The 25637-nt window shown below is 71.6% G+C and carries 19 protein-coding genes and 1 pseudogene; 12 read left to right on the top strand and 8 right to left on the bottom strand.

Translation table 11 applies throughout. The annotated features are described in order from the left end of the window. Positions 1-29: 29 nt before the first annotated feature. Both ACSHXC_RS30855 and ACSHXC_RS30860 read right to left on the bottom strand, forming a co-directional pair. On the bottom strand, positions 30-2330 hold the full coding sequence (locus tag ACSHXC_RS30855) for a helix-hairpin-helix domain-containing protein (protein WP_438294699.1): 2301 nt from the start codon (positions 2328-2330) through the stop codon (positions 30-32). After that, positions 2327-3310: an aldo/keto reductase gene (locus tag ACSHXC_RS30860; RefSeq protein WP_438294700.1), complete on the bottom strand. Its 984-nt coding sequence runs from the start codon at positions 3308-3310 to the stop codon at positions 2327-2329. The genes ACSHXC_RS30855 and ACSHXC_RS30860 overlap by 4 nt, the downstream gene beginning before the upstream one ends. 171 nt (positions 3311-3481) lie before the next feature. On the opposite strand from ACSHXC_RS30860, the gene ACSHXC_RS30865 reads away from it, so the two are divergent. Beyond that, on the top strand, positions 3482-4537 hold the full coding sequence (locus ACSHXC_RS30865; RefSeq protein ID WP_438294701.1) for an LLM class F420-dependent oxidoreductase: 1056 nt from the start codon (positions 3482-3484) through the stop codon (positions 4535-4537). A gap of 229 nt (positions 4538-4766) precedes the next feature. Continuing rightward, positions 4767-5555 (top strand): ferritin-like domain-containing protein, encoded by a 789-nt coding sequence (locus tag ACSHXC_RS30870; RefSeq protein WP_438294702.1) that lies wholly within the window; start codon positions 4767-4769, stop codon positions 5553-5555. Between the two features lies 1 nt (position 5556). On the opposite strand, the pseudogene corA reads toward ACSHXC_RS30870, so the two are convergent. Beyond that, positions 5557-6544, bottom strand: a pseudogene (gene corA / locus ACSHXC_RS30875) (magnesium/cobalt transporter CorA). Between the two features lie 68 nt (positions 6545-6612). Here corA and ACSHXC_RS30880 point away from each other — a divergent pair. The 5 genes from ACSHXC_RS30880 to ACSHXC_RS30900 all read left to right on the top strand — a co-directional run bounded on the left by ACSHXC_RS30880 (position 6613) and on the right by ACSHXC_RS30900 (position 13470). Next, a complete protein-coding gene (locus ACSHXC_RS30880) occupies positions 6613-7299 on the top strand; it encodes a histidine phosphatase family protein (protein ID WP_438294703.1) in 687 nt (228 codons plus the stop codon). Between the two features lie 68 nt (positions 7300-7367). Further along, positions 7368-7958: a DUF3090 domain-containing protein gene (locus ACSHXC_RS30885; RefSeq protein ID WP_344375820.1), complete on the top strand. Its 591-nt coding sequence runs from the start codon at positions 7368-7370 to the stop codon at positions 7956-7958. After that, positions 7922-8743: an SCO1664 family protein gene (locus tag ACSHXC_RS30890; protein ID WP_438294704.1), complete on the top strand. Its 822-nt coding sequence runs from the start codon at positions 7922-7924 to the stop codon at positions 8741-8743. Before ACSHXC_RS30885 ends, ACSHXC_RS30890 begins: the two co-directional genes overlap by 37 nt. A 325-nt stretch (positions 8744-9068) precedes the next feature. Further along, a complete protein-coding gene (gene mshC, locus ACSHXC_RS30895; protein WP_438294705.1) occupies positions 9069-10298 on the top strand; it encodes a cysteine--1-D-myo-inosityl 2-amino-2-deoxy-alpha-D-glucopyranoside ligase in 1230 nt (409 codons plus the stop codon). Positions 10299-10434: 136 nt separating this feature from the next. Next, positions 10435-13470: an NPCBM/NEW2 domain-containing protein gene (locus tag ACSHXC_RS30900; protein ID WP_438294706.1), complete on the top strand. Its 3036-nt coding sequence runs from the start codon at positions 10435-10437 to the stop codon at positions 13468-13470. A 61-nt stretch (positions 13471-13531) separates the two neighbouring features. Here the strand turns inward: ACSHXC_RS30900 and ACSHXC_RS30905 are convergent, their stop codons facing one another. From ACSHXC_RS30905 to ACSHXC_RS30920, 4 genes are all read right to left on the bottom strand, one after another. Beyond that, a complete protein-coding gene (locus tag ACSHXC_RS30905) occupies positions 13532-14062 on the bottom strand; it encodes a hypothetical protein (RefSeq protein ID WP_438294707.1) in 531 nt (176 codons plus the stop codon). 54 nt (positions 14063-14116) lie between these two features. Then, the gene (locus ACSHXC_RS30910; RefSeq protein ID WP_438294708.1) at positions 14117-15853 is read right to left on the bottom strand and encodes a S8 family peptidase; all 1737 of its coding nucleotides are present in this window, start codon (positions 15851-15853) and stop codon (positions 14117-14119) included. Positions 15854-16269: 416 nt separating this feature from the next. Then, on the bottom strand, positions 16270-17667 hold the full coding sequence (locus ACSHXC_RS30915) for an NADP-dependent succinic semialdehyde dehydrogenase (protein WP_438294709.1): 1398 nt from the start codon (positions 17665-17667) through the stop codon (positions 16270-16272). Positions 17668-17743: 76 nt separating this feature from the next. Further along, positions 17744-18727: a PAC2 family protein gene (locus ACSHXC_RS30920; protein WP_053723482.1), complete on the bottom strand. Its 984-nt coding sequence runs from the start codon at positions 18725-18727 to the stop codon at positions 17744-17746. A 368-nt stretch (positions 18728-19095) separates the two neighbouring features. On the opposite strand from ACSHXC_RS30920, the gene ACSHXC_RS30925 reads away from it, so the two are divergent. The 5 genes from ACSHXC_RS30925 to ACSHXC_RS30945 are packed head-to-tail and all read left to right on the top strand — an operon-like array spanning position 19096 to position 24842. Next, positions 19096-20415, top strand: coding sequence for an enolase C-terminal domain-like protein (locus ACSHXC_RS30925; RefSeq protein ID WP_438294710.1), 1320 nt, complete (start codon positions 19096-19098; stop codon positions 20413-20415). Further along, the gene (locus ACSHXC_RS30930) at positions 20412-21188 is read left to right on the top strand and encodes an SDR family NAD(P)-dependent oxidoreductase (RefSeq protein ID WP_438294711.1); all 777 of its coding nucleotides are present in this window, start codon (positions 20412-20414) and stop codon (positions 21186-21188) included. The genes ACSHXC_RS30925 and ACSHXC_RS30930 overlap by 4 nt, the downstream gene beginning before the upstream one ends. Positions 21189-21214: 26 nt before the next feature. Further along, a complete protein-coding gene (locus ACSHXC_RS30935) occupies positions 21215-22252 on the top strand; it encodes a sugar ABC transporter substrate-binding protein (protein ID WP_438294712.1) in 1038 nt (345 codons plus the stop codon). Positions 22253-22254: 2 nt separating this feature from the next. Then, positions 22255-23814 carry a sugar ABC transporter ATP-binding protein gene (locus ACSHXC_RS30940; protein WP_438294713.1) on the top strand — a complete coding sequence of 520 codons (1560 nt, stop codon included), beginning with the start codon at positions 22255-22257 and terminating at the stop codon, positions 23812-23814. Beyond that, entirely contained in the window at positions 23811-24842 is a 1032-nt protein-coding gene (locus ACSHXC_RS30945) for an ABC transporter permease (RefSeq protein WP_438294714.1), read from the top strand. The genes ACSHXC_RS30940 and ACSHXC_RS30945 overlap by 4 nt, the downstream gene beginning before the upstream one ends. A gap of 88 nt (positions 24843-24930) precedes the next feature. On the opposite strand, the gene ACSHXC_RS30950 is transcribed toward ACSHXC_RS30945, so the two are convergent. Further along, positions 24931-25602: a FadR/GntR family transcriptional regulator gene (locus ACSHXC_RS30950; protein ID WP_438294715.1), complete on the bottom strand. Its 672-nt coding sequence runs from the start codon at positions 25600-25602 to the stop codon at positions 24931-24933. Between the last annotated feature and the right edge of the window lie 35 nt (positions 25603-25637).

The raw sequence follows: 25637 nt of genomic DNA on the forward strand, positions 1-25637 counted from the left end.
GTGCGCGGCCTCTGCCATGGTGCGATGTACTACTCGGCGGTCTTCAGGAGGCCGTGAAGCAGCGGGGTCAGGCGGGTCGTGCGCGGCGCCGGGAGGATTTCCGCGACGGCCCGGGGGAGTGCCTGGTCCACGCCGTGGACGACGGACAGGTGCTGCTCCGCGCGGCCGAATGCCGTGTAGACCCAGGCCCGGTTGAGCCCCTGCGCCGCGTCTCCGGGCAGCACCGCGACCACCGCGGGCCAGCGCATCCCGACCGCCTGGTGCGCGGTCAGCGCCCAGCCGTGCCGCAGCGTGGACTCGACCCGCTCCCTCGGTACGAGGACGGGGGTGCCCGCGCAGTCGATCCGCAGGCCCTCCGCGTCCGCCCCGACGACCGTGCCGATCACGGTGCGGCCCGGGACCTCGGCGTACGCCACCTTGTCGGCCGGGTCGAAGCCGCCGAAGCGGCCGGGGCCGGGGTTGAGGCGCTGCTTCAGGGCCGTGTTCAGCGCGCGGGTGCCCGCAGAGCCGCCGTGGCCGACGGTGATGACCTGGGTCTGCTCGGGCGGGATGCCGATCGCCCGGGGGATCGAGTCGGCCAGGAGCTGCACGCAGCGGTGCACGGCCTCTCCCGCGTCCCGCACCGGGACGATCACGACTTCCTTGCCGGGGGCCGCGACCTGGTTCAGCTCGCCGATGCCGATGCCCGAGACCAGCTCGCCGACCGGCCCGGGGTCGGGCAGCCTTGATGCCACCACGGGGCAGACCCGGGCGGCCAGCAGGTCGTGGAAGACCAGGCCCGCTCCCGCCGCGCCGAGCACTCCGGGGTCCCCGCTCAGTACGAGCCGGCAGCCGTCGGGCAGCGACTCCACCAGCATGGCCGCGGTCTCCACGTCGAGCTGTGTCGCGTCCTGCAGCACCAGGACGTCGAGGGCGAGCGCGCCGTCCGCGTCCCGGCCCGGGCCCTCGGCGGACAGCAGGCCGGCGACCGTGAACGCGGCCAGCGGGCCGGTCAATTGGGCCAGGCGGCGCTGCCCGTCGGCGGTGTGCGCGGCGCCCGCGGCACGCAGTCCGGCCGCCGCTGCCGCCGTCACCACCGCCGCCGACTCGGCGCGCGCGGCCTCGCCGCCGGTGTGCGCCACCAGGCCGCTGCCCGCGACCGCGCGGACCAGCTCGCCGCCCTCCGGCCACACAGAACCGTCGTCCCGCACCGGCGAGTTGAGCAGCCGGGCGAGCCCGTCGGCCAGGCTCTCCTCGGCCAGCGCGTACCGGTCGAGCCCGAGCAGCACCTCGACCGGCTCGGCCGCCTCTTCGGCGTCCTCGGCATCCTCGGAGGGCTCCGGCTCGTCCGCCAGGCCGTCCTGGAAGACCAGCACCACGCCCTCGGCGATGGCCTGCTGCACCGCCTCGTCCGGATCGGGAACGGAGCGAGCGGCCAGCGCCTTGCGCACGGCGTCGGCCGTTAGGGCCGTATGCCCCTGCACGGCGGCCTGTTCGAGGATCCAGCCGACCAGCGCGGCCGCCCTGCGTTCGTCGTCCGGCCGGCACTCGGCGCCGAGCAGCGCCCGGGCGAAGCCGTCGGCCTGCTCGGGCCGCACTCCGGGCACCGCGAGGAGCTGCCAGGGGTCCGCGCCGAGCCGCTCGGCCGCCTGCTCGCCGAGGGCGCCGGTGACCTGCGCGGCCAGCGCCTCGGGCGCGCCACCCCGGGTCAGCACGGCACGTACGGAGGCGAGGGCCTCGGCCGAGGTGGCGGGCGCCTGGGCGGGCTCGGGCGCCCGGGGGCGCACCGGAGCGGACGGCTGGGCGGGGGCGGGTCTGCGGGGGGCGGGGGTCGGGCCGTCGAAGAACGCTGCGCCCGGCTTCTCGCCGCTCTCCACGGCCCGTACGGCGGCGAGAAGGTCGGCCGCCTGCCCGCTCAGCTTGGTGCCGGCCGGGATCGGAGCCTCCTTCTCCGCCTTGCGCCGCTCGATCCTGGCCCGCAGCTCCCGCTGAGCCGCCAGCTCGGCGGCGGCCTCGGAGATCTCGGGGGCCTTGGTGTCGGCGGCCTCGGAACCGGCGGCGGACTCGGACTCCTCGGCGGTTGCGTCAGCGGTACCCGTCTCGCCGTCGGGCTCGGCATCCTCGGCAGCTGGCTCGGGCTCCTGGGTCCTTGCGGCGGGCGTCTCGGAGTCGCCGGCGGATTCCGGCTCGGTCGCGTCGGTGGTCGCCATCCCCAAGGCGCCTGCGGCGTCAGCGCCATCCACCGCGGGGTCGCCGGCGGCGATGCCCTCCGCGGGCTCGGGCGCCACCTCCGCCTCGGCGGATTCGTCGGCCGTGGTTCCAGGGGCCGAGCCCTGGGGAAGCGCAGTCACAGCGTGCTCCAGTCCTGATCGGGATAGCGGTGCACGGGCGCCGACACATCGTCGAGCGCCTGGCAGATCTCGTCAGGAAGACTAAGGGCCTCCACTGACAATGCGGCCGCGAGCTGCTGCGCGTTGCGCGCGCCGATGATCGGCGCCACCACTCCCGGCCGGTCCCTCACCCAGGCCAGCGCCACCTGAAGGGGTGTCGCGGCGAGTCCGTCGGCCGCTATGGAGACGGCGTCGACGATCCGGCTCGCCGCCTCGTCGAGGTAGGGCGCGACGAACGCCGAGAGCCCCTCCGACGCGCCGCGCGAGTCCGCCGGCGTCCCGTGCCGGTACTTCCCGGTCAGCACGCCCCGGCCGAGCGGCGACGAGGGCAGCAGGCCGACCCCCAGGTCCAGGGCGGCCGGCAGGACCTCGCGCTCCACCCCGCGCTGGAGCAGCGAATACTCCATCTGGGTGCTGGCGAGCCGGGTGCGCACCCCGGGCGCGGCGAGCTGCCAGGTCGCGGCCTTGGCCAGCTGCCAGCCGCTGAAGTTGGAGATGCCCGCATAGCGCGCCCGCCCGCTGCTGACCGCGATGTCGAGGGCCTGGAGGGTCTCCTCCAGCGGCGTCCCGCAGTCGAAGGCATGCACCTGCCAGAGGTCTACGTAGTCGGTTCCGAGGCGCTCAAGAGACGCGTCGAGGGCGCCGAGGAGATGGCCGCGCGAGCCGTCGAAGCGGCGGTCGGGGTCGGGCACGCTGCCCGCCTTGGTCGCGATCACCAGGTCCCGGCGCGGCGCCAGACGCTCCGTCAGCTGCCCGAGCAGGCACTCCGCGTCCCCGCCGCCGTACACGTCCGCCGTGTCGACCAGCGTGCCGCCCGCCTCCCAGAACGCCTTCAGGAGCTCGGCGGCATCCTGCTCGCCGACGTCCCGGCCCCATGTCAGGGTGCCGAGCCCGATCCGGGATACGCGCAGGCCCGTGCGGCCGAGATGCCTCTGCTCCATGGGCGCTGAGATTACTGGCCAAGGGCCCACGGGGAGAGAGCCTGTGGACAACTCTGCCCTGCCGCACCACGCCCACGCGCGCTAGAGTCCCCGGCACAGGAACGTTACTCATCAGTAAGACGCGAGACCGGACGCGTACGTACGCGTCCCGACGAGTAAGGGGATTCGGCCATGCGGCTCGGCATCAACCTCGGCTACTGGGGCGCGGGAATGGACGGCGACAACCTCGCCGTCGCCAAGGAGGCCGACAAGCTCGGCTACGACGTCTGCTGGGCGGCCGAGGCCTACGGCTCGGACGCGCCGACCGTCCTCGCCTGGGTCGCCGCCCAGACCGAGCGCATCGACGTGGGCTCCGCGATCCTCCAGATCCCGGCCCGCCAGCCCGCCATGACCGCGATGACGGCCGCCACCCTCGACTCCCTCTCCGGCGGCCGCTTCCGCCTGGGCCTAGGCGTCTCGGGACCGCAGGTCTCCGAGGGCTGGTACGGCGTCAAGTTCGACAAGCCGCTCGCCCGTACCCGGGAGTACGTCGAGATCGTCCGCAAGGCGATGACGCGGGAGCGGCTCTCCTACGAGGGCGAGCACTGGACGCTGCCGCTGCCCGGCGGCCCCGGCAAGCCCATCAAGCTGACCGTGCACCCCGAGCGCGAGCACATCCCGCTCTACATCGCCGCGATCGGCCCCAAGAACCTGGAGCAGACCGGCGAGATCGCCGACGGCGCGCTGCTGATCTTCCCTGCCGCCGAGCACATCGAGGCCACCGCGATCTCCCACATCCGCGCGGGCCGCGAGAAGGCCGGCCTGACCATGGAGGGCTTCGACGTCTGCCCGACGCTGCCGATTTCGCTCGGCGCCGACGCGGACGTCCCCGCACTCGCCGACATGTTCCGCCCGTACACCGCGCTGTACGTCGGCGGCATGGGCAGCCGCAAGCAGAACTTCTACAATCAGCTCGCCCAGCGCATGGGGTACGAAAAGGAAGCCGCCGAGATCCAGGACAAGTACCTGTCCGGCGACAAGGCGGGCGCGGGTGCCGCGGTGCCGCAGCAGCTCATCGACTCGACCACGCTGCTCGGCTCGGTCGAGCGGATCGCCGACCGGATGCAGGCGTACGCGACCTCCGGCGTCACCACGCTGACCCTGGCCCCGGCCGGCTTCACGCTCGACGAGCGGCTCGCCTCGCTGCGCGCGGGCACCGAGGCGCTGGAGCGCGCGGGCCTCGCCTGAGGGGATCGTCCAAGGAGATTGTCACTGCGGCCGTGGTGGGGGCTCGGGGGTCTTCCCCGCCACGGCCGTCATGTCTGACAACGCCCCGACACGCCGCCCGGTTACGGCGATGTGGGCACCGCACATTCCTTCGTTCGGCCCAGTGGGGCCCGACCCCTGTTGCCGCCGGTGGTTCGCCGCATTTGACTCGGTTCCGCATGGTCACTGTGCGCACCCCGGAGGTACGGCGATGCTCTCGGCCAAGAGCCTGTTCCAGGAGATCCTCGACCACGACGAGTCGTTCCGGCTCTTCTGCTCCATCGCGGCCAGCGGCGAGTCCCAGGGCGGCTGGGAGAACGGCCGGATCGCCGCCCTCCTGCCCCGGAGCTGCCGTGACCTCGCCCCCAAGGTCGCCCGGCACGGCGCCGACGAGGACAAGCACGGGCGGATCTTCAACGCGCTGCTGAAGAGGCGCTGCCTGAGCCCCGTCGAGGTACCGCCCGACACCGACTACACGATGCTGCTCGAACAGCACGGCATCGGGCTCGGCCACGAACAGCTCCGGGGCGAGGCGCCGCTCACCGAACGGGACGTCGTCGTCTACCTCGCCCACAGCCGGGTCACTGAGCAGCGCGCCTCCGAACAGATGGAACTCCTGCGCAGACACTTCGGCTCGAACCCCGACATCGGCCGGGCGGTGCGGATGATCTCCGACGACGAGGACAACCATCTGGCGTACTGCCACGAGGAGTTGCTGCGCCTGGCCCGGGCCGGACACGGTCCCACCATCCAGCGCGTACTGCGCGAGTGCGCGCTCGCCGAGATCCGCGTGTACCGCGACGTCAGCCTCGCCGTGATGGCCCACATGGGACGGATCCTCGCCTGGCCGCGCACCAAGGCGGCGGTCCTCGCGGCGGGCATCCACGCGGTGTACGCCTACGAACGGCTCGGCGGGTGGCGGCGGATGGTCAGCCTGACCATGCCCGAGCGGCGCGACGCCCTGGGCGGCCCCGCCGTCCCCGCGCCCGGATTCGCCTGACCTACAGCCAGCCCCGGCGCTTGAACAGCCGGTACAGCGAGATTTCGAGAACCACCATCACGAGGATCACCGCCGGGTAGCCCCACCACCAGTGGAGCTCCGGCATGTGGTCGAAGTTCATGCCGTAGACGCCGGCCACCATCGTGGGAACCGCCGCCATCGCCGCCCACGCCGAGATCTTCCGCATGTCGTCGTTCTGGCGGACGCTCACCTGGGCGAGATGGGCCGAGAGGATGTCGGAGAGCAGCCGGTCCAGGCCCTCCACCCGCCTCGTTGGTCTTCATCAGGTGGTCGTCCACATCGCGGAAGAACGGCTGCGACTTGGCGTTCACGAACGGCACGCCCGCGCTCGCGAGCCGCTGCACGGGCTGCGCGAGCGGGCCGGTCGCCCGGCGGAACTCCAGGAGCTGCCGCTTGAACGTGTAGATCCGCGAGGCGGTGTTCTTGGTGTCGCCGCCGCCCGTCGGCGAGAAGATCTGCGCCTCCAATTCCTCCAGGTCGGTCTGGAGCTCCGCCGCCACGTCCGTGTAGTGGTCGACGACCGCGTCGCTCACCGCGTACAGGACCGTCGTCGGCCCGTGCTTGAGGAGCTCCGGCTCGGCCTCCAGCCTGCGCCGCACCGCCTTGAGCGGGGCGCCCTCGCCGTGCCGGACGCTCACCACGAAGCAGTCGCCCACGAAGAGCATCAGCTCGCCGGAGGTCACGGTGTCGCTGTGCGGCTCGTACACAACCGGCTTCAGAACCATGAACAGCGAGTCGTCGTAGACCTCCAGCTTCGGCCGCTGATGCGCCTTCAGGGCATCCTCCACGGCCAGCCTGTGCAGCCCGAACTCGCTGCTGACCAGCTCGAATTCGTCTTCCGTCGGCTCGTAGAGGCCCAGCCAGAGGAAGCTGTCACCGATGGCGCGCGCCTGGTCGAGGGCGTCCGAGAAGTCCGTCGGGCCCTCGGTGCGGCGCCCCTCGCGGTAGATGGCACAGTCGACGATCATTGCGGGCATTGTCCCTTGATCGGGAGCCGCCCGCACCCGAGGGCGGCCGGGCGCCTAGGCTGGCGGGCATGGCCACGCTGATCCTCGTACGCCACGGACGTTCCACCGCCAACACGGAGGGGGTGCTGGCCGGCTGGACGCCGGGTGTCGCCCTCGACGAGCGCGGCCGCGCCCAGGCCGCAGCCCTGCCCGCCAGGCTCGCCTCCGTCTCCCTCGCCGCCGTCGTCACCAGCCCGCTGCAACGCTGCCGCGAAACCGTGCAGCCGCTGCTCGACGCCCGCCCCGGCCTGCCGCTGCACCCCGAGGACCTGATCGGCGAGTGCCACTACGGCGACTGGTCGGGCCGCAAACTCTCCGAGCTCTCCACCGAACCGCTGATGGAGGTCGTGCAGCAACACCCCTCCAACGCGGCCTTCCCCGGCGGCGAGTCGATGCGCGCCATGCAGGCCCGCGCCGTCGAGGCGGTACGGGACTGGAACACCCGGATCGAGACCGAGCACGGCCCCGACGCGGTGTACGCCATGTGCTCGCACGGCGACATCATCAAGTCGATCGTGGCGGACGCCCTCGGCATGCATCTCGACCTCTTCCAGCGGATCTCGGTGGAACCGTGTTCCCTCACCGTCATCCGTTACACCCGCCTGCGGCCCTTCCTCGTACGCCTCGGGGACACCGGCGACCTCGCCTCGCTGGCCCCGCGCGAGAAAGCCGCGGACGAACAGGCCGAGGTCGGTGGCGGTGCGGGAGCACCGTGATCGCCGCGCGCAGTAGGGTGGACGCGCCGAAAACCGCTGCTCCAACTCCGAACTAGGGAGACCAGAACGTGTCCCGTCAGGTGTTCTTCTACGACCCGCCGGACCGTTTCGTGGCCGGCACGGTCGGGCTGCCCGGGCGCCGTACGTTCTTCCTCCAGGCGTCCGCGGGCAGCCGCACCACCAGCGTCGCCCTGGAGAAGACCCAGGTGGCAGCCCTTGCCGAGCGGATCGACGAACTGCTCGACGAGGTCGTGCGCAGGACCGGAGGAAACGCTCCTGTGCCCGCCGTCGCCCCGCCCGACGTCACGGACACCGCGCCCCTCGACTCGCCCGTCGAGGAGGAGTTCCGGGTCGGCACCATGGCGCTGGCCTGGGACGGCGACGAACAGCGCATGATCATCGAGGCGCAGGCCCTGGTCGAGCTCGACGCGGACACCGAGGACGACCTCGCCGAGGCCGAGGAGCGCATGCTCCAGGACGAGGAGAACGGCCCGCCGATGCTGCGGGTGCGCCTGACCGGGGCCCAGGCCCGGGCCTTCGCCAAGCGCGCGCTCGACGTCGTGAACGCGGGCCGGCCGCCGTGCCCGCTGTGCAGCCTGCCGCTCGACCCGGAAGGACACGTATGCCCGCGCCAGAACGGATACCGCCGCGGAGCCTGACCTCCGCCGAGCTCCTCGCCAAGGGTGAGCTCACCGTCCTCGGGCGGATCCGTGAGGCGTCCAACGCGGTCCTGTACTGCTCCGTCGCGTACGGGGACGACAGCGCGGAATGCGTCTACAAGCCCGTCGCGGGGGAGCGGCCGCTGTGGGACTTCCCCGACGGCACGCTCGCCCAGCGCGAGGTCGCGGCGTACGAGGTGTCGCAGGCGACCGGCTGGGACCTCGTGCCGCCCACCGTGCTGCGCGACGGACCCTACGGCGAGGGCATGGTCCAGCTGTGGATCGAGCCGGTCGAGGGGGACTCCGGGCTGCTCGCGCTCGTCGACGACGAGGAGCCGGCCGAGGGCTGGAAGGCGGTCGCCCTCGCGGAGGTCGGCGAGGGCCGCACCGCGCTGCTCGTGCACGCGGACGACGCACGGCTGCGGCGGCTCGCGGTGCTCGACGCGGTGATCAACAACGGGGACCGCAAGGGCGGGCATCTGCTGCCCGGGCCCGACGGGCGGCTGTACGGGATCGATCACGGGGTCACGTTCAACGTGGACGACAAGTTGCGGACGCTGCTGTGGGGGTGGGCGGGTGAGCCGCTCACCTCGGAGGCGGTGGGCGCCTTGAAGGGCCTGGCCGAGGCCCTTCGACCCCTGGAGCCGCTTGCCGTGCGCCTGGGCGGGCTGATCACTTCGGCGGAGGTGGATGCGGTGCGGAAGCGGGTTGCCGCGCTGCTGTCGGCCGGGGTTCACCCCGCCCCCTCCGGAGAGTGGCCGGCCATTCCGTGGCCGCCGGTCTGAGAGTGTCCCCCACCCCGCCCCTTCCCGAAACCTGCCGGGGGATGGGGCGGGGTGAGGTACATGTGGCGTCGGTCTGCTGCGGGTCGTGTGTGGCTGGTCGCGCAGTTCCCCGCGCCCCCTAGCGGCATCGATCCTGGCCGCGCTGGCATCCTCAGCCTGTCCGGCGATTGAGGACGAGCGCCCTTTAGGCGCGAACGGGGTCTGGGGCGGAGCCCCAGCAGGGTGGGGGCTTAGCACCCCCGATCCCGGTGGCGCAAGAGGGCCTATTCGGCCAAGCGCGGGGTCCGGTTCGTATCCGGAACCCGCGTCCGGTTACGCTCAAGACATGCATGCCTGGCCCGCTTCTGAGGTCCCCGCCCTGCCCGGCAAGGGCCGCGACCTCCGGATCCACGACACCGCGACCGGCGGCCGAGTCACCCTCGACCCCGGTCCCGTCGCCCGTATCTACGTCTGCGGGATCACCCCGTACGACGCGACCCACATGGGTCACGCGGCGACCTACAACGCGTTCGACCTCGTTCAGCGCGTGTGGCTCGACACCAAGCGGCAGGTTCACTACGTCCAGAACGTGACGGACGTGGACGACCCCTTGCTGGAGCGAGCCATCCGCGACGGCAAGGACTGGGTGGAGCTCGCCGAGGGCGAGACCGCGCTGTTCCGCGAGGACATGACCGCCCTGCGCCTGCTCCCCCCGAAGCACTACATCGGCGCGGTCGAGTCGATACCCGGGATCGTCCCGCTCGTCGAACGGCTGCGGGACGCGGGAGCCGCGTACGAGCTCGAAGGGGACATCTACTTCTCCGTCGAGAGCGACCCGCACTTCGGCGAGGTCTCGCACTACGACGCCGCCGCCATGAAGGCGCTGTCCGCCGAGCGCGGCGGCGACCCCGAGCGGCCCGGCAAGAAGAACCCGCTCGACCCGATGCTGTGGATGGCCGCCCGCGAGGGCGAGCCGAGCTGGGACGGCGCCTCCCTCGGGCGTGGCCGCCCCGGCTGGCACATCGAGTGCGTCGCCATCGCCCTCGACCACCTCGGTATGGGCTTCGACGTGCAGGGCGGCGGCTCCGACCTGATCTTCCCGCACCACGAGATGGGCGCCTCCCACGCCCAGGCGCTGACCGGCGAGTACCCCTTCGCCAAGGTGTACGTGCACGCCGGCATGGTCGCCCTGGACGGCGAGAAGATGTCCAAGTCCAAGGGCAACCTGGTCTTCGTCTCGAAGCTGCGGCGCGACGGCGTCGACCCGGCCGCCATCCGCCTCACCCTGCTCGCCCACCACTACCGGGCCGACTGGGAGTGGACCGACCAGGTGCTCGAGGACGCCGTCGAGCGCCTCGGGCGCTGGCGGGCCGCCGTGTCGCGGCCCGACGGGCCGTCCGCGGACGCGCTGGTCGAGCAGGTCCGCGAAGCCCTCGCCGACGACCTCGACGCGCCCGCCGCGCTCGCCGCGGTGGACCGCTGGGCCGAGCGCCAGGACGCCGAAGGCGGCACCGACGAGGCCGCCCCCGGTCTCGTCTCCCGTACGGTCGACGCCCTCCTCGGCGTCGCCCTCTAGGCGCGGGCCCCTCACCGGACAGCACCAACCGGCTCTGTCCGCACCGCCCTTGGACTCCTCGTGAGTCCGGGGGCGGTTTCGTTTTTCCTGGGTCCGCCCCATGGTCCAGTGCTCGTTTGTGCGCTAAACACGCTCTATGCAATCACCAATACGCACGAGAGTGGCGCTCGCGGGTGCGGCCGTGCTCGGTCTGCTCGCGGTGTTCGCGGGGCCCGGCGGCGCGCAGGCCGCCGCGCCCGCCGACACCTCCGTAGGGGACGTGACCGGCTTCGAGGCCGCCGCGGGCTCCGTCTTCAAGCTGCACGCGGGGGCGGCCGAGGCCCGCGTCAGCTTCGTCACCGCCGACACCTTCCGCATCGAACTCGCCCCGGACGGCAAGTTCACCGACCCGACCGGCGCCGACATCGTCCTGCCGCAGGGCAAGCCCCCGGCCGCCCGCTGGAAGGACAAGGGCGACCGCTATGAGCTGAGCACCGACAGGGTCACCCTGCGCGCCTTCAAGTCCCCGCTCCGCTTCGCCCTCCACAAGGCGGACGGCACCCAGCTCTGGACCGAGACCAAGCCGCTGAGCTGGACCAAGGACACCACCACCCAGACCCTGTCGCGCGGCGCCACCGAGCAGTTCTACGGCGGCGGCATGCAGAACGGCCGGGGCAACACCTCGCACCGCGACCAGACGGTCCAGGTCGGCGTCGACGACAACTGGAACGACGGAGGCCATCCCAACTCCGTCCCGTTCTACCTCTCGACGGCCGGCTACGGTGTCTTCCGCAACACCTACGCCCCCAACACGTACGTCTTCGGGCAGCCCGTCACCGCGAGCGCCAAGGAACAGCGCTTCGACGCCTACTACTTCGCGGGCGACGCCAAGCAAGTCATCGGCGACTACACCCAGTTGACCGGAAAGCCGTTCCTGCCACCGGTCTACGGCCTCGAACCCGGCGACTCCGACTGCTATCTGCACAACGCCAACCGCGGCGAGCGCCACACCCTCGACGCCCTCAAGGTCGCCGACGCGTACAAGACCCACGACATGCCGGGCGGCTGGATGCTCGTCAACGACGGCTACGGCTGCGGATACGAGAAGCTCGCCGAGACGGCCAAGGGCCTGCAGAACGACTCCATGCACATGGGGCTGTGGACCGAGGACGGCCTGGACAAGCTCGCCGACCAGGTCAAGGCGGGCCAGCGCGTCGCCAAGCTCGACGTCGCCTGGGTCGGCGACGGATACAAGCACGCGCTCGACGGCTGCAAGGCCGCCTACCAGGGCATCGAGGCCAACAGCGACGCGCGCGGCTTCACCTGGGCCCCGGAGAGCTGGTCCGGCGCGCAGCGCTGCGGCGTCCAGTGGTCCGGCGACCAGTCGGGCAGCTGGGAGAACATTCGCTGGCAGATCCCGACGTACGCGGGCGCGACCCTGTCCGGCCTCGCCTACACCAGCGGCGACATCGACGGCATCTTCGGCGGCAGCCCGAAGACATACACGCGCGACCTCCAGTGGAAGTCGTTCCTGCCCGCCGTGATGACGATGGACGGCTGGGCCGCCAGCGACAAGCAGCCCTACCAGTACGGGGAGCCGTACACCTCCATCAACCGCAGCTACCTCAAGCTCAAGGAGTCGCTGCTGCCCTACATGTACTCCTACGCCCACGAGGCGACGAAGACCGGCATCGGCCCCGTCCGCCCGCTGGCGCTCGAATACCCCGACGACCCGAAGGCGGCCACCGACGCCGCCGAGTACGAGTTCCTGTCCGGCGAGGACTTCCTGGTCGCGCCGGTCTACCAGGACACGACCGTACGCAACGGGATCTACCTCCCCAAGGGAACCTGGATCGACTACTGGAGCGGGCGCACCTACCAGGGCCCGACCTCCGTCGACCACTACAGCGCGCCGCTCGACACGCTGCCGCTGTTCGTGAAGGCGGGCGCCGCCGTCCCGATGTGGCCCGGCATCCGCTCCTACCGGGACCGCACCGCCAACTCGCCGCTGGCCTGGGACATCTACCCGCAGGGACGCTCCTCCTTCCAGCTGTACGAGGACGACGGCGTGACGCGGGCGGACCGGACCGGCGCCTTCGCCACCCAGCGTGTCGACGTCTCGGCTCCGCAGCGCGGCTCGGGCGATGTGCGTGTCCAAGTGGGCGCCGGCAAGGGTGAGTTCAAGGGCAAGCAGACCGCCCGCCCCTACGAGCTGACCCTGCACACGGGCAGCGCGCCCGCCGGGGTCGAGGTCCAGGGACGGCAGCTCGCGCGGCTCGGCTCGAAGGCCGCGTACGACAAGGCCGCCACCGGCTGGTTCTACGACCAGGGCGACCGGGGCGGCGTGGTCGTGGTGAAGACCGCGAGCCTGCGTACGGACAAGGCGTTCGAGGTGACGCTCAAGGACACGAGCGCCGTCGGCGGCCGCACCCCGGGCGACCGGGTCACGCTGGCCGCGCCCGCCGGGCAGGAACTCGGCGCCGGTGCGCCCGGCAAGGTGGCCGTGGACGTCACCGCCGGGACCAAGGACGCGACCGGCGTCCGGGTGTCCCTCGACGCGCCGGCCGGGTGGACCGTAACCCCGGCCGCCGCGCTCGACCGGATCCCGGCGGGCACGACCCGGCGCGTCGAGGTGGGCGTCGCTCCAGCCAGGGACGCCAAGCCCGGCGAGGTCACGCTGAATGTCAACTCAACGTCGAACCAAGGGAGTTCGGAGCAGCGGATCGCGGTCTCCGTGATGCCCGCGCCGCCCGCGGCCGACACCTGGGCCGGCGACATGGTCTGGCTGACGTCGGCCAACGGGTACGGGCCGCCCGAACGCGACCGCTCCAACGGCGAGTCGGGAGCGGCCGACGGCCACACCCTCACGCTCGCGGGGAAGACGTACGCCAAGGGCATCGGCGCCCACGCCGACTCCGACATCGAGGTCTACACCGGCGGGCGGTGCACCGCCTTCACCGCCGACGCCGGCATCGACGACGAGATCAACGGCTACGGGGAGGTCACCTTCTCCGTCGAGGCGGACGGCAAGGTCCTGTGGACCTCGCCGAAGGTGACCGGGGCGTCGGCGACCGTGCCGGTCGACGTGCCGCTCGGCGGCGCCCGGCACGTCCACCTGAAGATCACCGACACCGACAACTCCAAGTCCGGCGACCACGGGGACTGGGCCGGCGCCAGGTTCAGCTGCGCCTAGACACACGGCAGGCGCCGGGCGGGGACGTGCCCACCCGGCGCCCTCTGTGCGGGAGTTGGCCCTACTGCTTGTTCACCACGATCGCCTGGATGACGCTGTTGGTGTTGTCGTAGAACCCGATGACCTGCTGCCCGAACGCGAAGGCTTCCTGGACCTCGTCATGGGTGACGGGGTTGGGGTTCGCGAGCTGGCGCCAGTTGCCGTCGATGAACAAGTACAGGATCGACGGCTGGCCGGGGAGCGGGGTCACGACGTCCCAGAACTTCGTGGCGATGCCGCTGACCAGGGCGGCGCTGTTGACCGCGGCCGGCAGCACGAGCGGCTGGCCGATGGTCTGCTGCTGGCCGCCCATCTGCTGGAGCAGCTGCTGGTAGGGCTGCTGCTGGCCGAGCTGCTGGAGCTGCTGCTGGATCTGCGGCGGCAGCTGCTGGCCGATGCCCTGCTGGCCGTACTGCGGGGTGAAGCCCTGCTGGCCGTAGCCCTGCTGCTGGCCGAAGCCCTGCGGCGGGGACGTGCTGGGGCCCTGCTGGGTCATCTGCTGACCGTACTGCTGCTGTTGGTGCTGCTGGCTCATCTGCGGGGTGGTGCTCATGCGGGTGTCACCTTCCCTTTTGTGAGTTCCGTTGGCTGTCCGGTGTCCGGAGACTCAGCCGGCGACCACCAGGCCGACGACCTCGTCGTCCGAGAACCAGACCCGTATGTCCGGCCGTCCGGCCGCGAAGGCGGAGTGCACCGCCTGGCGGAGTTCGGGCGCGGGGTTGTTCAGGTTGCGCCATGCCCCGGCCACGAACAGCCGGAGCCTCGGGGGCAGTTCATGGGGGTACGGGATCAGTTCGTCCCAGTACCGTTCGGCCTGGCCGGTGCCGACCGTCGAGGGCATCAGACGGGTCACCGCGGCCTTGATGTCGGGCCGGTTGCCGATGCGCTGCGAGGCGGGGCGGCCCGGCGCGTCCTGCTGCGGGGAACCGGACGACCGCAGGATCGTACGGGCCCGCTCCGGCGTCATCGGGTCCTGCCCGGTGGCCTTCAGCATGCCCTGCAGCGAGGCGAGGGCGCCGACCACGATGGGCGAGGCCGACGACGTCCCGGAGAACGTGTCCGTGTACCAGGCGATCTCCTCGGCGCCGCCCTGGAGGTCGCCCGCCCGGTCCCAGAACCCGCCGGTCGTGGTGGTCTCGCGGCCCCAGCCCTGGGCGTCCAGGCGGGCGCCGTAGTTGGAGAACGCGAGCCGCGAGCGGTCCGGGCCGTGGTCGCGGCCGTGCGTGCCGGGCGGCGGGGCGCCCGCGCCCACCAGGACCGCGCCCGAGGACTGGTTGGACGGGTTGAACGGGTTGCGCCAGTCCTGCGGGAACCCCTCGGGCCGCCGCTCGTACAGCGCGTCGTCCAGGCTCTCGCCGCCGTTGCCGCCGGCCGCCACCACCAGAACGCCCTTCGCGGTCGCCCAGCGGATCGCCGCGAAGTCGTCAGGCCACCACTCGATCGGGATGTAGCCCGCCTGGTCGTCCCGGTCCTGGAAGTCGAACCTCGGCCCCGGGCGGTGCAGTTCGATCAGGACGATGTCGCCGGGCGAGAGCCGCTCGGCCGCGGCGTGGATCGCCGCCGCCGTGCCGATGCCCTGGAACGAGGCAGCCGCCGTGACCGCCTCCGGGGCGATCCCGGTGACGCCCTTCTCGTCCCGGTCGCCGCCGATGACCCCGAGCACGGCCGTGCCGTGGTTGCGCCACGCCACGTCCTGCACCGGGTTGCCGACCACGATCCCGGCGAGCTTCTCCACCAGGTCCTCGTGGCCCAGCTGCCAGGCGCCCTCGACGTCGATGACGGTGACGCCCTCGCCGGAACCGCCCGGGCGCAGCCACGCCCAGTAGGCGTCGACGCCCTCGGGTGCGGGGTTCAGATAGCCCTGCCGGCCGGTGTAGTCGGGCGTCGCGGGGGCGCCCTCCTTCAGCCGCTTGATGGTCTCCTCGTCGCGTCCCGTCATCGAGGCGGGCACGGCGCCCGGCTTCACGTACGCCGTCTCGACCTCGGGCAGCGCGGCGAGCCGGGCGCTCAGCTCCGCGACCCGCTCGCCGCCACCGCGTACCCGGTAGTAGAGGGACAGGTCCGGGAGCGCCTCGCGGGCGGTGCCCTGCGGGACCTGGGCCAGTCGCTCCTCGCGGCCGAACAGCGGCTCCAGGGCGATCTGTTCATCGGCGAGGAACATCGAGAGAGCCGAGGTGTCGGCCCCGGAAGCCGAGCGGATGCCCTCGGCGCCGACGCGCAACCGGGCCTCGGCCCGCGCGACGACGATCAGTTCCGGCTCGGCTCCGTGATAGGTGAATCCAGCTCCATCGGGTCCTGGCCCCGCCGTTCCGGGGCCCTGGCCCGGGTGAATCCGATCGGTCATCGCTTCCGCCGCTCCCCTCGGGTGCTGTGCTTGGCGTGCCTACGGGGACACACCTTGCTACCGGAGCGGCGGAACGTAAACCCCGCTTGCGCGAACAAAGTTTGAAATCAAGCTGAATGGGCAACCCGTGCATTTGGACCGGAAACCGATGTCACGCCGCAATCCCGCCAAATACGGTTGAGTTTGATGGGGCACGGTGGGATGGGTGCGGCCCCTGTGGCAGGGAGGCTGACGTGGATGCGCGGGTTGGCCGGATACGTATCCGAGGAGCCGGGACGACCGCCCCGGCCCGCCTTCCGGATTGCGACGTTGGCGGTTCGGGGGCACGACCGGTTCCGGCAGGCGGCAACGCCCTGAAGGGGCGCGGGGGCTGTGACCTTGGGCGGCCCCCACCGGCCCGCACCCGAAGCGCTCAGCTACCGGCCGGCGGCATGCCAAACCGTCGTGACGTTGCAGAACTCCCGAATCCCGTGCCCGGACAACTCGCGCCCGTACCCGGACCGCTTGATCCCCCCGAAGGGGAAAGCGGGATGAGACGCGGTCATCCCGTTGAAGAACACCCCGCCCGCCTGAAGGTCCCGTACGCAGCGTTCGACCTCGGCGTCGTCACGGGTCCAGACGTTCGAACTCAGGCCGAACGGCGAGTCGTTGGCGACCGACACCGCCTCGTCGAGGTCCCGCACCCGGTACAGCGTGGCGACCGGGCCGAAGGTCTCCTCCTGGTGGATCCGCATGTCCTGGGTGATGCCGGCCAGGACGGTGGGCAGGTAGAACCAGCCCCGGCCGCTCCCCTCGGGACGGCTCCCGCCGCACAGCGCGGTCGCTCCCTTGCGTACCGCGTCGTCGACGAGCTCCTCCAGGTCGGTGCGGCCCTGCTCGCTCGCCAGCGGGCCCACGTCGGTGTCCTCCAGGAGCGGGTCGCCGACCTTCAACTCCCGCATCCCCGCGGTGAATTGATCGGCGAACGCGTCGTAGACGTCGGTGTGCACGATGAAGCGCTTCGCGGCGATGCAGGACTGCCCGTTGTTCTGCACCCGGGCGGTCACCGCGGTCCGCGCGGCCCGCTCCACATCGGCGGAGGGGAGCACGAGATAGGGGTCGCTGCCGCCGAGTTCGAGCACCGTCTTCTTGATCTCGTCGCCGCAGATCGCCGCGACGGAGCGGCCCGCCGGCTCACTGCCGGTCAGCGTCGCGGCCGCCACCCGACGGTCGCGCAGCACCTTCTCGACGCCGTCGGAGCCGATGAGCAGAGTCTGGAAGCAGCCGTCGGGGAAGCCCGCCCGACGGAACAGATCCTCCAGGTACAGCGCGGTCTGCGGCACGTTCGAGGCGTGTTTGAGCAGGCCTACGTTGCCCGCCATCAGCGCGGGCGCCGCGAACCGCACGACCTGCCAGAGCGGGAAGTTCCACGGCATCACGGCGAGGACCACGCCGAGCGGCCGGTAGTGGACCCGGACCCGCTCGGCGCCGGAGTCGTGGACGTCGTCCTCGGCCGGCTCCTCGTCGGCGAGCAGGGCGGCCGCGTGCTCGGCGTACCAGCGCATCGCCTTCGCGCACTTCGCAGCCTCCGCCCGGGCCGCCGCGATGGGCTTGCCCATCTCCAGGGTCATGGTGCGCGCGATGTCGTCCCGGTCGCCGTCGAGCAGGTCGGCGGCCCGCAGCACCAGCCGCGTGCGTTCGCCGAAGCCGGTCGTGCGGTAGTCGGCGAAGGCGGCCCCGGCGGTGGCGAGGCGGCGCTCCACCTCCTCGGGTCCCATGGCACCGAAGCTCTTGAGCGTCTCACCGGTAGCCGGATTCACCGTGGCGATGGCCATGACGTACGACACCTCCCGAAGGCACTGGTCCTTCGACCTTCCCGCGCGAGGGGAGGCGCCGCAACGCGAACCGGGGCTACTCCTCGGAGGTGTCCTCGCCGGGGTCGTCCGTCTTCGGCGGCTTCGGGGGCCGGGTGCGCCCGCTGGAGGTGTCCCGCAGGTACGAGCCGTCGCCCTCGGTGGCGTGGCCGCCCGCCGTGGCCTGACCGGGGCCGGGACCGCCGTCCCGGCGCCGCAGATACCGCTCGAATTCGCGGGCGATCGCCTCGCCGGACGCCTCGGGCAGGTCCGCGGTGTCGCGCGCCTCCTCCAGAGTCTGGACGTACTCGGCCACCTCGCTGTCCTCGGCGGCCAGTTGGTCGACGCCGAGCTGCCAGGCCCGGGCGTCCTCGGCGAGTTCGCCGAGCGGAATCCTGAGGTCGATCAGGTCTTCCAGACGGTTGAGCAGGGCGAGTGTGGCCTTGGGGTTCGGCGGCTGGGACACGTAGTGCGGCACCGCGGCCCAGAGGCTGACCGCGGGAACTCCCGCATGCGTACAGGCCTCCTGGAGGATGCCGACGATGCCGGTCGGGCCCTCGTACCGGGTCTCCTCCAGGTCCATGGTCCGCGCCAGGTCCGGGTCGGAGGTCACGCCGCTGACCGGCACCGGCCGGGTGTGCGGGGTGTCGCCGAGCAGCGCGCCCAGGATCACCACCATCTCCACGCCCAGCTCGTGCGCGAAGCCCAGGATCTCGTTGCAGAACGAGCGCCAGCGCATCGACGGTTCGATGCCGCGCACCAGGACCAGATCGCGCGGCTTGTCGCCGCCGACCCGCACCACGGAGAGCCGGGTGGTCGGCCATGTGATCTTGCGGACCCCGCCGTCCAGCCACACGGTCGGCCGGTTGACCTGGAAGTCGTAGTAGTCCTCCGCGTCCAGCGCCGCGAAGACCTCGCCCTTCCACGCCCCGTCCAGGTGCGCGACAGCGGAGGAGGCGGCGTCGCCCGCGTCGTTCCAGCCCTCGAACGCGGCGATCATGACCGGGTCGACCAGCTCGGGAACGCCCTCCAGCTCGATCACCCAGTGCCTCCCTCAGAAGTTCCCTTGCGTACGTCCCAACCTTACGGCTTCAGACCTACCCATCCGCAGCCCCCGTGCACGGCCCTCCGGCGTCGGGAGTGACAGAGGAATGAAGGGGCCCCGGGCGGGGCAGCAGCACATTCGGACCACGATTCATCCGAGCTGTGAGCGGTAGATTGGTGCACGGCCCTGGACTCTGACGCTTGTCCGGGGATATACATCGGATGACCGGAAGAGATCCGATGTCCACACGGACGTTCCCCTCAAGGTTCCTGCGGACGTTCGTTCAGCGATTCATCGGCTCATTCGGGCGGAGATCCACGGGTAGGTCCACGGGTAGATCCACGTGTTCATCCAGGGGGGCGTGCATGAGGCCGAGCGTCACGGGGTTCGAGGTACACGACATCCGCTTTCCCACCTCGGAACGGCTCGACGGCTCGGACGCCATGAACCCGGACCCCGACTACTCGGCCGCCTATGTGGTGCTGCGCACCGACGACGGCCACGAGGGCCACGGCTTCGTCTTCACCATCGGCCGCGGCAACGAGGTGACCGCCGCCGCCATCGAGGCGCTGCGGCCCTACGTCGTGGGCCGCCCGGCACCGGCTGCCGCGGCCGACCTCGCCGCCCTGCACCACGACCTGACCCACGACTCCCAACTCCGCTGGCTGGGGCCGGAGAAGGGGGTCATGCACATGGCGGCGGGCGCCGTCGTCAACGCCGCCTGGGACCTGGCGGCCACCTCGGCGGGCCTGCCCGTGTGGGAGTTCCTCGCCTCCATGTCGCCCGAGGACCTCGTCTCGCTCGTCGACTTCCGCTATCTCACGGACGTACTGACCCGCACCGAGGCGCTCGCCATCCTGCGCGCCGCCGAACCCGGCCGGGCCGAGCGGGCCCGGCTCCTTCGCGCGGAGGGCTACCCCGCCTACACCACCTCGCCCGGCTGGCTCGGCTACGACGACGCCAAGCTGGTCCGGCTCGCCAAGGAGGCCGTCGCCGACGGCTTCGTCCAGATCAAGCTGAAGGTCGGCGCCGACCTCGACGACGACGTCCGCAGACTCGGCCTGGCCCGCGCCGCCGTGGGTCCCGGCATCCGCATCGCCGTCGACGCCAACCAGCGCTGGGACGTCTCCGAGGCGATCCGCTGGATGGCCGCGCTCGCCCCGTACGAGCCGCACTGGATCGAGGAGCCGACCAGCCCCGACGACATCCTCGGCCACGCCGCCGTGCGGGCCGGGCAGCCGGTGAAGGTCGCCACCGGTGAACACGTCGCCAACCGGGTCGTGTTCAAGCAGCTCCTCCAGGCGGGCGCGGTCGACTTCGTGCAGATCGACGCGGCCCGGGTGGCCGGGGTCAACGAGAACCTGGCGATCCTGCTGCTCGCCGCCAAGTACGGCGTGCCGGTCTGCCCGCACGCGGGCGGGGTCGGCCTGTGCGAACTCGTCCAGCACCTCGCCATGTTCGACTTCGTCGCCGTCTCCGGCAGCCGCGAGGACCGGGTCATCGAGTACGTCGACCACCTCCACGAGCACTTCGCGGCGCCCTCCGTCGTCGAGGCCGGCCGCTACCGTGCCCCGACCGCCCCGGGCTTCTCCGCCCGTATGCACCCCGCCACCATCGCCGCCTACCGCTACCCGGACGGCCCGCAGTGGCTCGCCCGCCGACCGGCCCAGGAGGTCAACTCATGAGCAGCACAAGGGACTTCGCGGACATGGCGGCTCTTGTCACGGGCGGTGCCTCGGGCATCGGAGCCGCAGTCGCCGAACTCCTCATGGAGCGCGGCGCCCGCGTCGCCGTGCTCGACCGGGACGTGAAGGGCGCCCCCGGCGGCACCCTCGCCCTGGAGGCCGACGTCACCGACGACGCGGGCGTACGGGACGCGGTCGCCCGGACCGTGGCCGAACTCGGCGCCCTGCACACCGTCGTCTCCAACGCGGGCATCGGCGCCATCGGCACCGTCGAGGACAACGACGACGCCGAATGGCACCGCGTCCTGGACGTCAACGTCCTCGGCATGGTCAGGGTCGCCCGGCACGCGCTGCCCCATCTGCGACGCACGGCCGGGGAGCGGCCCGGCTGCGCGTCCCTCACCCAGACCTGTTCCATCGCCGCCACCGCGGGCCTGCCGCAGCGCGCCCTCTACAGCGCGGCCAAGGGCGCCGTCCTCTCCCTCACCCTCGCGATGGCCGCCGACCACGTGCGCGAGGGGGTGCGGGTCAACTGCGTCAACCCCGGCACTGCGGACACCCCCTGGGTCGCCCGGCTGCTCGACCGGGCGGACGACCCGGAGGCCGAACGCGCCGCCCTCCGGGCCCGCCAGCCGATGGGACGCCTCGTCTCGGCGGCCGAGGTCGCCGCCGCGATCGCCTACCTGGCCAGCCCAGCGGCGGCCGCCGTCACCGGCACGGCCCTTGCCGTGGACGGCGGCATGCAGGGCCTGCGCCTGCGACCGAGTACCTGAGCCGCAACTCCACCAAGGACGGGACCATGAGAGTGCGTACGACAACTGCCGCCGCTTGCACCGCACTTGTCGCGGTCGCGCTGCTCACCGGCTGCAACCGCGAGTCCGGCGGCGGTACGGGATCCCAGAAGGTCGGCATCGACCTGCCGCGCAGCGACAGCGACTTCTGGAACTCCTACCAGCAGTACATCGAGAAGGGCGTCAAGGCCGGCGAGGTCTCCGCGCTGCCGCTCACCAACTCCCAGAACGACGTGGGCAAGCTGGTCGCCGACGTCACCGCCTTCACCGACCAGGGTGCCAAGGCGGTCGTCATGGCCCCGCAGGACACCGGCGCGATCGCCTCCACCCTGGAGAGCCTGAACCAGCGGGGGATCCCGGTCATCAGCGTCGACACCCGCCCCGACAAGGGCGACGTCTACATGGTCGTACGCGCCGACAACAAGGCGTACGGCGAGAAGGCCTGCAAGTACCTGGGGGAGCAGCTCAAGGGCAAGGGCGAAGTCGCCGAATTCCAGGGCGACTTGAGCTCCATCAACGGGCGCGACCGCTCCGAGGCCTTCAAGTCCTGCATGGACAGGAGCTACCCCGGCATCAAGGTCTACGAGCTGGCCACCGACTGGAAGGGCGACGTGGCCTCCGCCAAGCTCCAGTCCACGCTCGCCGCCCACCCCGGCCTGAACGGCATCTACATGCAGGCCGGTGGCGTCTTCCTGCAGCCGACCCTCGCCCTGCTCCAGCAGAAGGGCCGGCTCCTGCCGCCGGGCACCGCGGGGCACATCACGATCGTCTCCAACGACGGCATCCCCGAGGAGTTCGACGCGATCAAGGCCGGGAAGATCGACGCGACCGTCTCCCAGCCCGCCGACCTCTACGCCAAGTACGCGCTGTACTACGCGAAGGCGGCCCTGGACGGCAAGACGTTCAAGGCGGGCCCGACCGACCACGGCTCGAACATCATCAAGATCGACAATGGTTACGAGGACCAGCTGCCGGCGCCCCTGGTCACCAAGGACAACGTGAACGACGCCTCGCTGTGGGCCAACCAGTCGCAGAAGAAGAGCTAGCGATGGCACCCGAATCGGCGCAAGGGCGGGGCCTGGTGTCCGAACCCGCCCTGCACGCCCACGGCATCGTCAAACGCTTCGGGCCCACGCTCGCCCTCGACGGCGTCGGCCTGACCGTGCGGCCCGGCGAAGCGCACGCGCTGGTCGGCCGCAACGGCGCCGGGAAGTCCACCCTGGTCGGCGTGGTCACGGGGCTGCACCGGCCGGACGCGGGGGCCGTCACGTTCGGCGGCGCCCCCGCACCGGCCTTCGGCGACCGGGCCGGCTGGCAGTCCAAGGTCGCCTGCGTCTACCAGAAGTCCATGGTCGTCCCGGACCTGACCGTCGCCGAGAACCTCTTCCTGAACCGCTTCGAGGGCGGACGCATCCGCTGGAGCCGGCTGCGCCGCCGCGCCCGCGACCTCCTCGCGGAGTACGGCGTGAACGTCGATCCCGATGCGCGTGCGGGTCAACTGCCCGCGGAACAGCGGCAGTTCGTCGAGATCGCCCGCGCCCTGTCGTTCGGTGCCCGCCTGATCGTCCTGGACGAGCCGACCGCGCAGCTCGACGCCCGCGGTATCCAGCGCCTGTTCACCAAGCTCCGTGAACTCCAGGCGCAGGGCGTGGCGTTCCTGTTCATCTCGCACCACCTCCAGGAGGTGTACGACCTGTGCACCGCGGTCACCGTCTACCGCGACGCCCGCCAGGTCCTGACGGCCCTCGTCGCGGACCTCCCCAAGGGCGAACTGGTCGCGGCGATGACGGGGGAGCGGCCGGGTGTGGCCGGGGCCTCCTGGAGGGCGGGAGTCAAGGAAGTCCGTCCGTCGGAACCGGTCCTGCTGGCCGAAGGACTCGCCCTTGAGGGGGAGTTCGAGGCGCTCGACCTCGCGGTGCACCCGGGCGAGGTGCTCGGGGTCGCCGGAGCCGCGGCCAGCGGGAACACCGCGCTCGGCGAAACGCTGGTCGGGATGCGCCGGGCGAGCGCGGGCCGGGTCAGTGTGCGTGGCCGGGCAGTGAAACCGGGCAGCGTGCCGCACGCGCTCGACGCGGGCATCGGCTACATCCCGGAGGACCGCCACCGCCAGGGCCTCGTCCCGGACCGCTCCGTCGCCGAGAACGCGACGCTCACGGTGACCGGACAGCTCGGGCCCTGGGGGACCGTACTCCCCTCCAGAACAAGGGAGTTCGCGCTCTCGATGATCGGCTCGCTCGACATCAGGACGCAGGGCCCCGAGCAGCCGGTGTCGGGCCTTTCGGGCGGCAACCAGCAGAAGGTCGTGGTGGCCCGCGCCCTCGCCCGCGAACCGGTGGCCCTGGTCGCGGTACGCCCCACGGCGGGCGTGGACGTGAAATCCAAGGACGCCCTCCTCGGTGTGGTGCGGCGGGTGGCCGACGAGGGCCGCGCGGCGGTGATCGTCTCCGACGAACTCGACGACCTCAGGGTGTGCGACAGGGTGCTCGTGCTGTTCCACGGGCGGGTCGTCGCGGAGTACGGCAGCGGGTGGGCCGACGGGGAGCTGGTCGCGGCGATGGAAGGTGTGCGGGACGTGGAAGGTGTGGAGAGGGCGGGGGAGCGGCCATGACCGATACGGCGACCGAGGCACCGGCGGGCGTACGGGATGCGAGCCCGCTCGGGCGCCTGGCCCACATCCGCTGGAGCGACTTCTCCCTCGTGCCCGTGATCCTCGTCCTGATGGTCATCGGCTTCATCGTCTCGCCGGTGTTCCTCACCTCGGGCAACCTGATCAGCGTCATCCAGCAGTCCTCCGAGCTGAGCCTGCTGGTGCTCGGCCAGGCCCTCATCCTGATCTGCGGGCGCATGGACCTGTCCCTGGAGTCGACGATCGGCATCGCGCCGGTCATCGCGATGTGGCTGGTCCTGCCGTCCTCGGCGCCGGCCGGCCGTTTCACGGGCGTCGGCCTGCTGCCCGGCTGGACGGCGATCCCGGTGTGTCTCCTGGTCGGCCTGGCGATCGGCGCGTTCAACGGCTTCCTGATGCTGAAGCTGAACGTCAACGGGTTCATCGCGACGCTCGGCATGCTGACGATGCTGCGGGGTCTGCACATCGGCATCACCGGCGGACGCTCGATCATCGACATGCCGCCGTCCTTCCGCTACCTCGGCATGACGGACTGGCTCGGCGTACCCGCCGCGGTCTGGATCTGCCTCGCGCTCTTCGCGATCGGCGGGGCGGTGCTTGCGTGGCTGCGGCACGGGCGGGCGCTGTACGCGATCGGCGGGAACGCGGAGGCGGCGCGGGCGGCGGGGATCCGGGTGGACCGGGTGACGTGGATCGTTCTGGCGGTGGGCGGTCTGCTGGCCGCGTTCGCGGGGATTCTGTATACGGGGCATTACGGTTCGGTCGCGGCGAACCAGGGGAACGGGTGGATCTTTCAGGTGTTCGCGGCGGCGGTGATCGGGGGGATCTCCCTGAAGGGCGGACGGGGGACGCTCCTCGGCGCGCTCACCGGGGTGCTCACCCTCCAACTGGTCGTGAACGTCATGACGTTGGGCGGGGTGCCGGCGCTCTGGAACCAGTTCCTGAACGGGGCGATCATCATTGTGGCGCTGGTGATCAGCCGCTACGCGAGCGGCGAAAAACAGGACTAGCTCCCCGCGCCCCTGGCAGGGCCAGCCTCGCCAGGGGCGCGGGGCTGTGACATCGTGCGGCTCCGCCGCGATGGGCCCCTCGGGAGACCTACAGGGTTGACCTGAGCCACTGCTCCACGCTGGCGATGTGCACAGTCGCCCAGGACCGGGCCGCCTCCGCATCCCGGTCCCGCAGGGCCGAGAGGATCGCCCGGTGCTCGTGCAACGTCCGGCTCACCGCGTCCTCCTGGGTGAGGCCCCGCCAGATGCGGGCCCGGGTCGTGGGCCCGGACAACCCGTCGAGGAGCGAGCACAGCACCGAGTTCCCCGACCCCGCCACGATCCCCCGATGGAATTCGAGGTCGGAAGCCACCAGTTCCTCGACGGAGGGCGAGGTCCCCAGCGCGTCCAACTGGGTGGACAGCGCGTCGAGTTCGGCATCGCTGATGCGCGACACCGCCATCGCCGTGGCGGCCGGCTCCAGAATGCGGCGTACCGCGAGGAACTCCAGGACCGTGTCGTCGCGGTGGAAGTCGACGACGAAGCTCATCGCTTCGAGCAGGAGCTGCGGGTCCAGGCTGGTGACGTAGGTGCCGTCTCCCTGGCGGACGTCCAGGATGCGGATCAGGGACAGCGCCCGCACCGCCTCGCGCAGGGAGTTGCGGGACAGGCCGAGCTCCGACGCCAGTTCGCTCTCCTTGGGGAGCCGGTCGCCCGGCCGCAGCGCACCGGAGACGATCATTTCCTTGATCTTCTCGATGGCCTCGTCGGTGACAGCCATGGGCGACCTCCATACATCCGATGTATCGGCCCCCA

This window comes from Streptomyces sp. HUAS TT7, assembly GCF_051550175.1.
Taxonomy (GTDB): Bacteria; Actinomycetota; Actinomycetes; order Streptomycetales; family Streptomycetaceae; genus Streptomyces.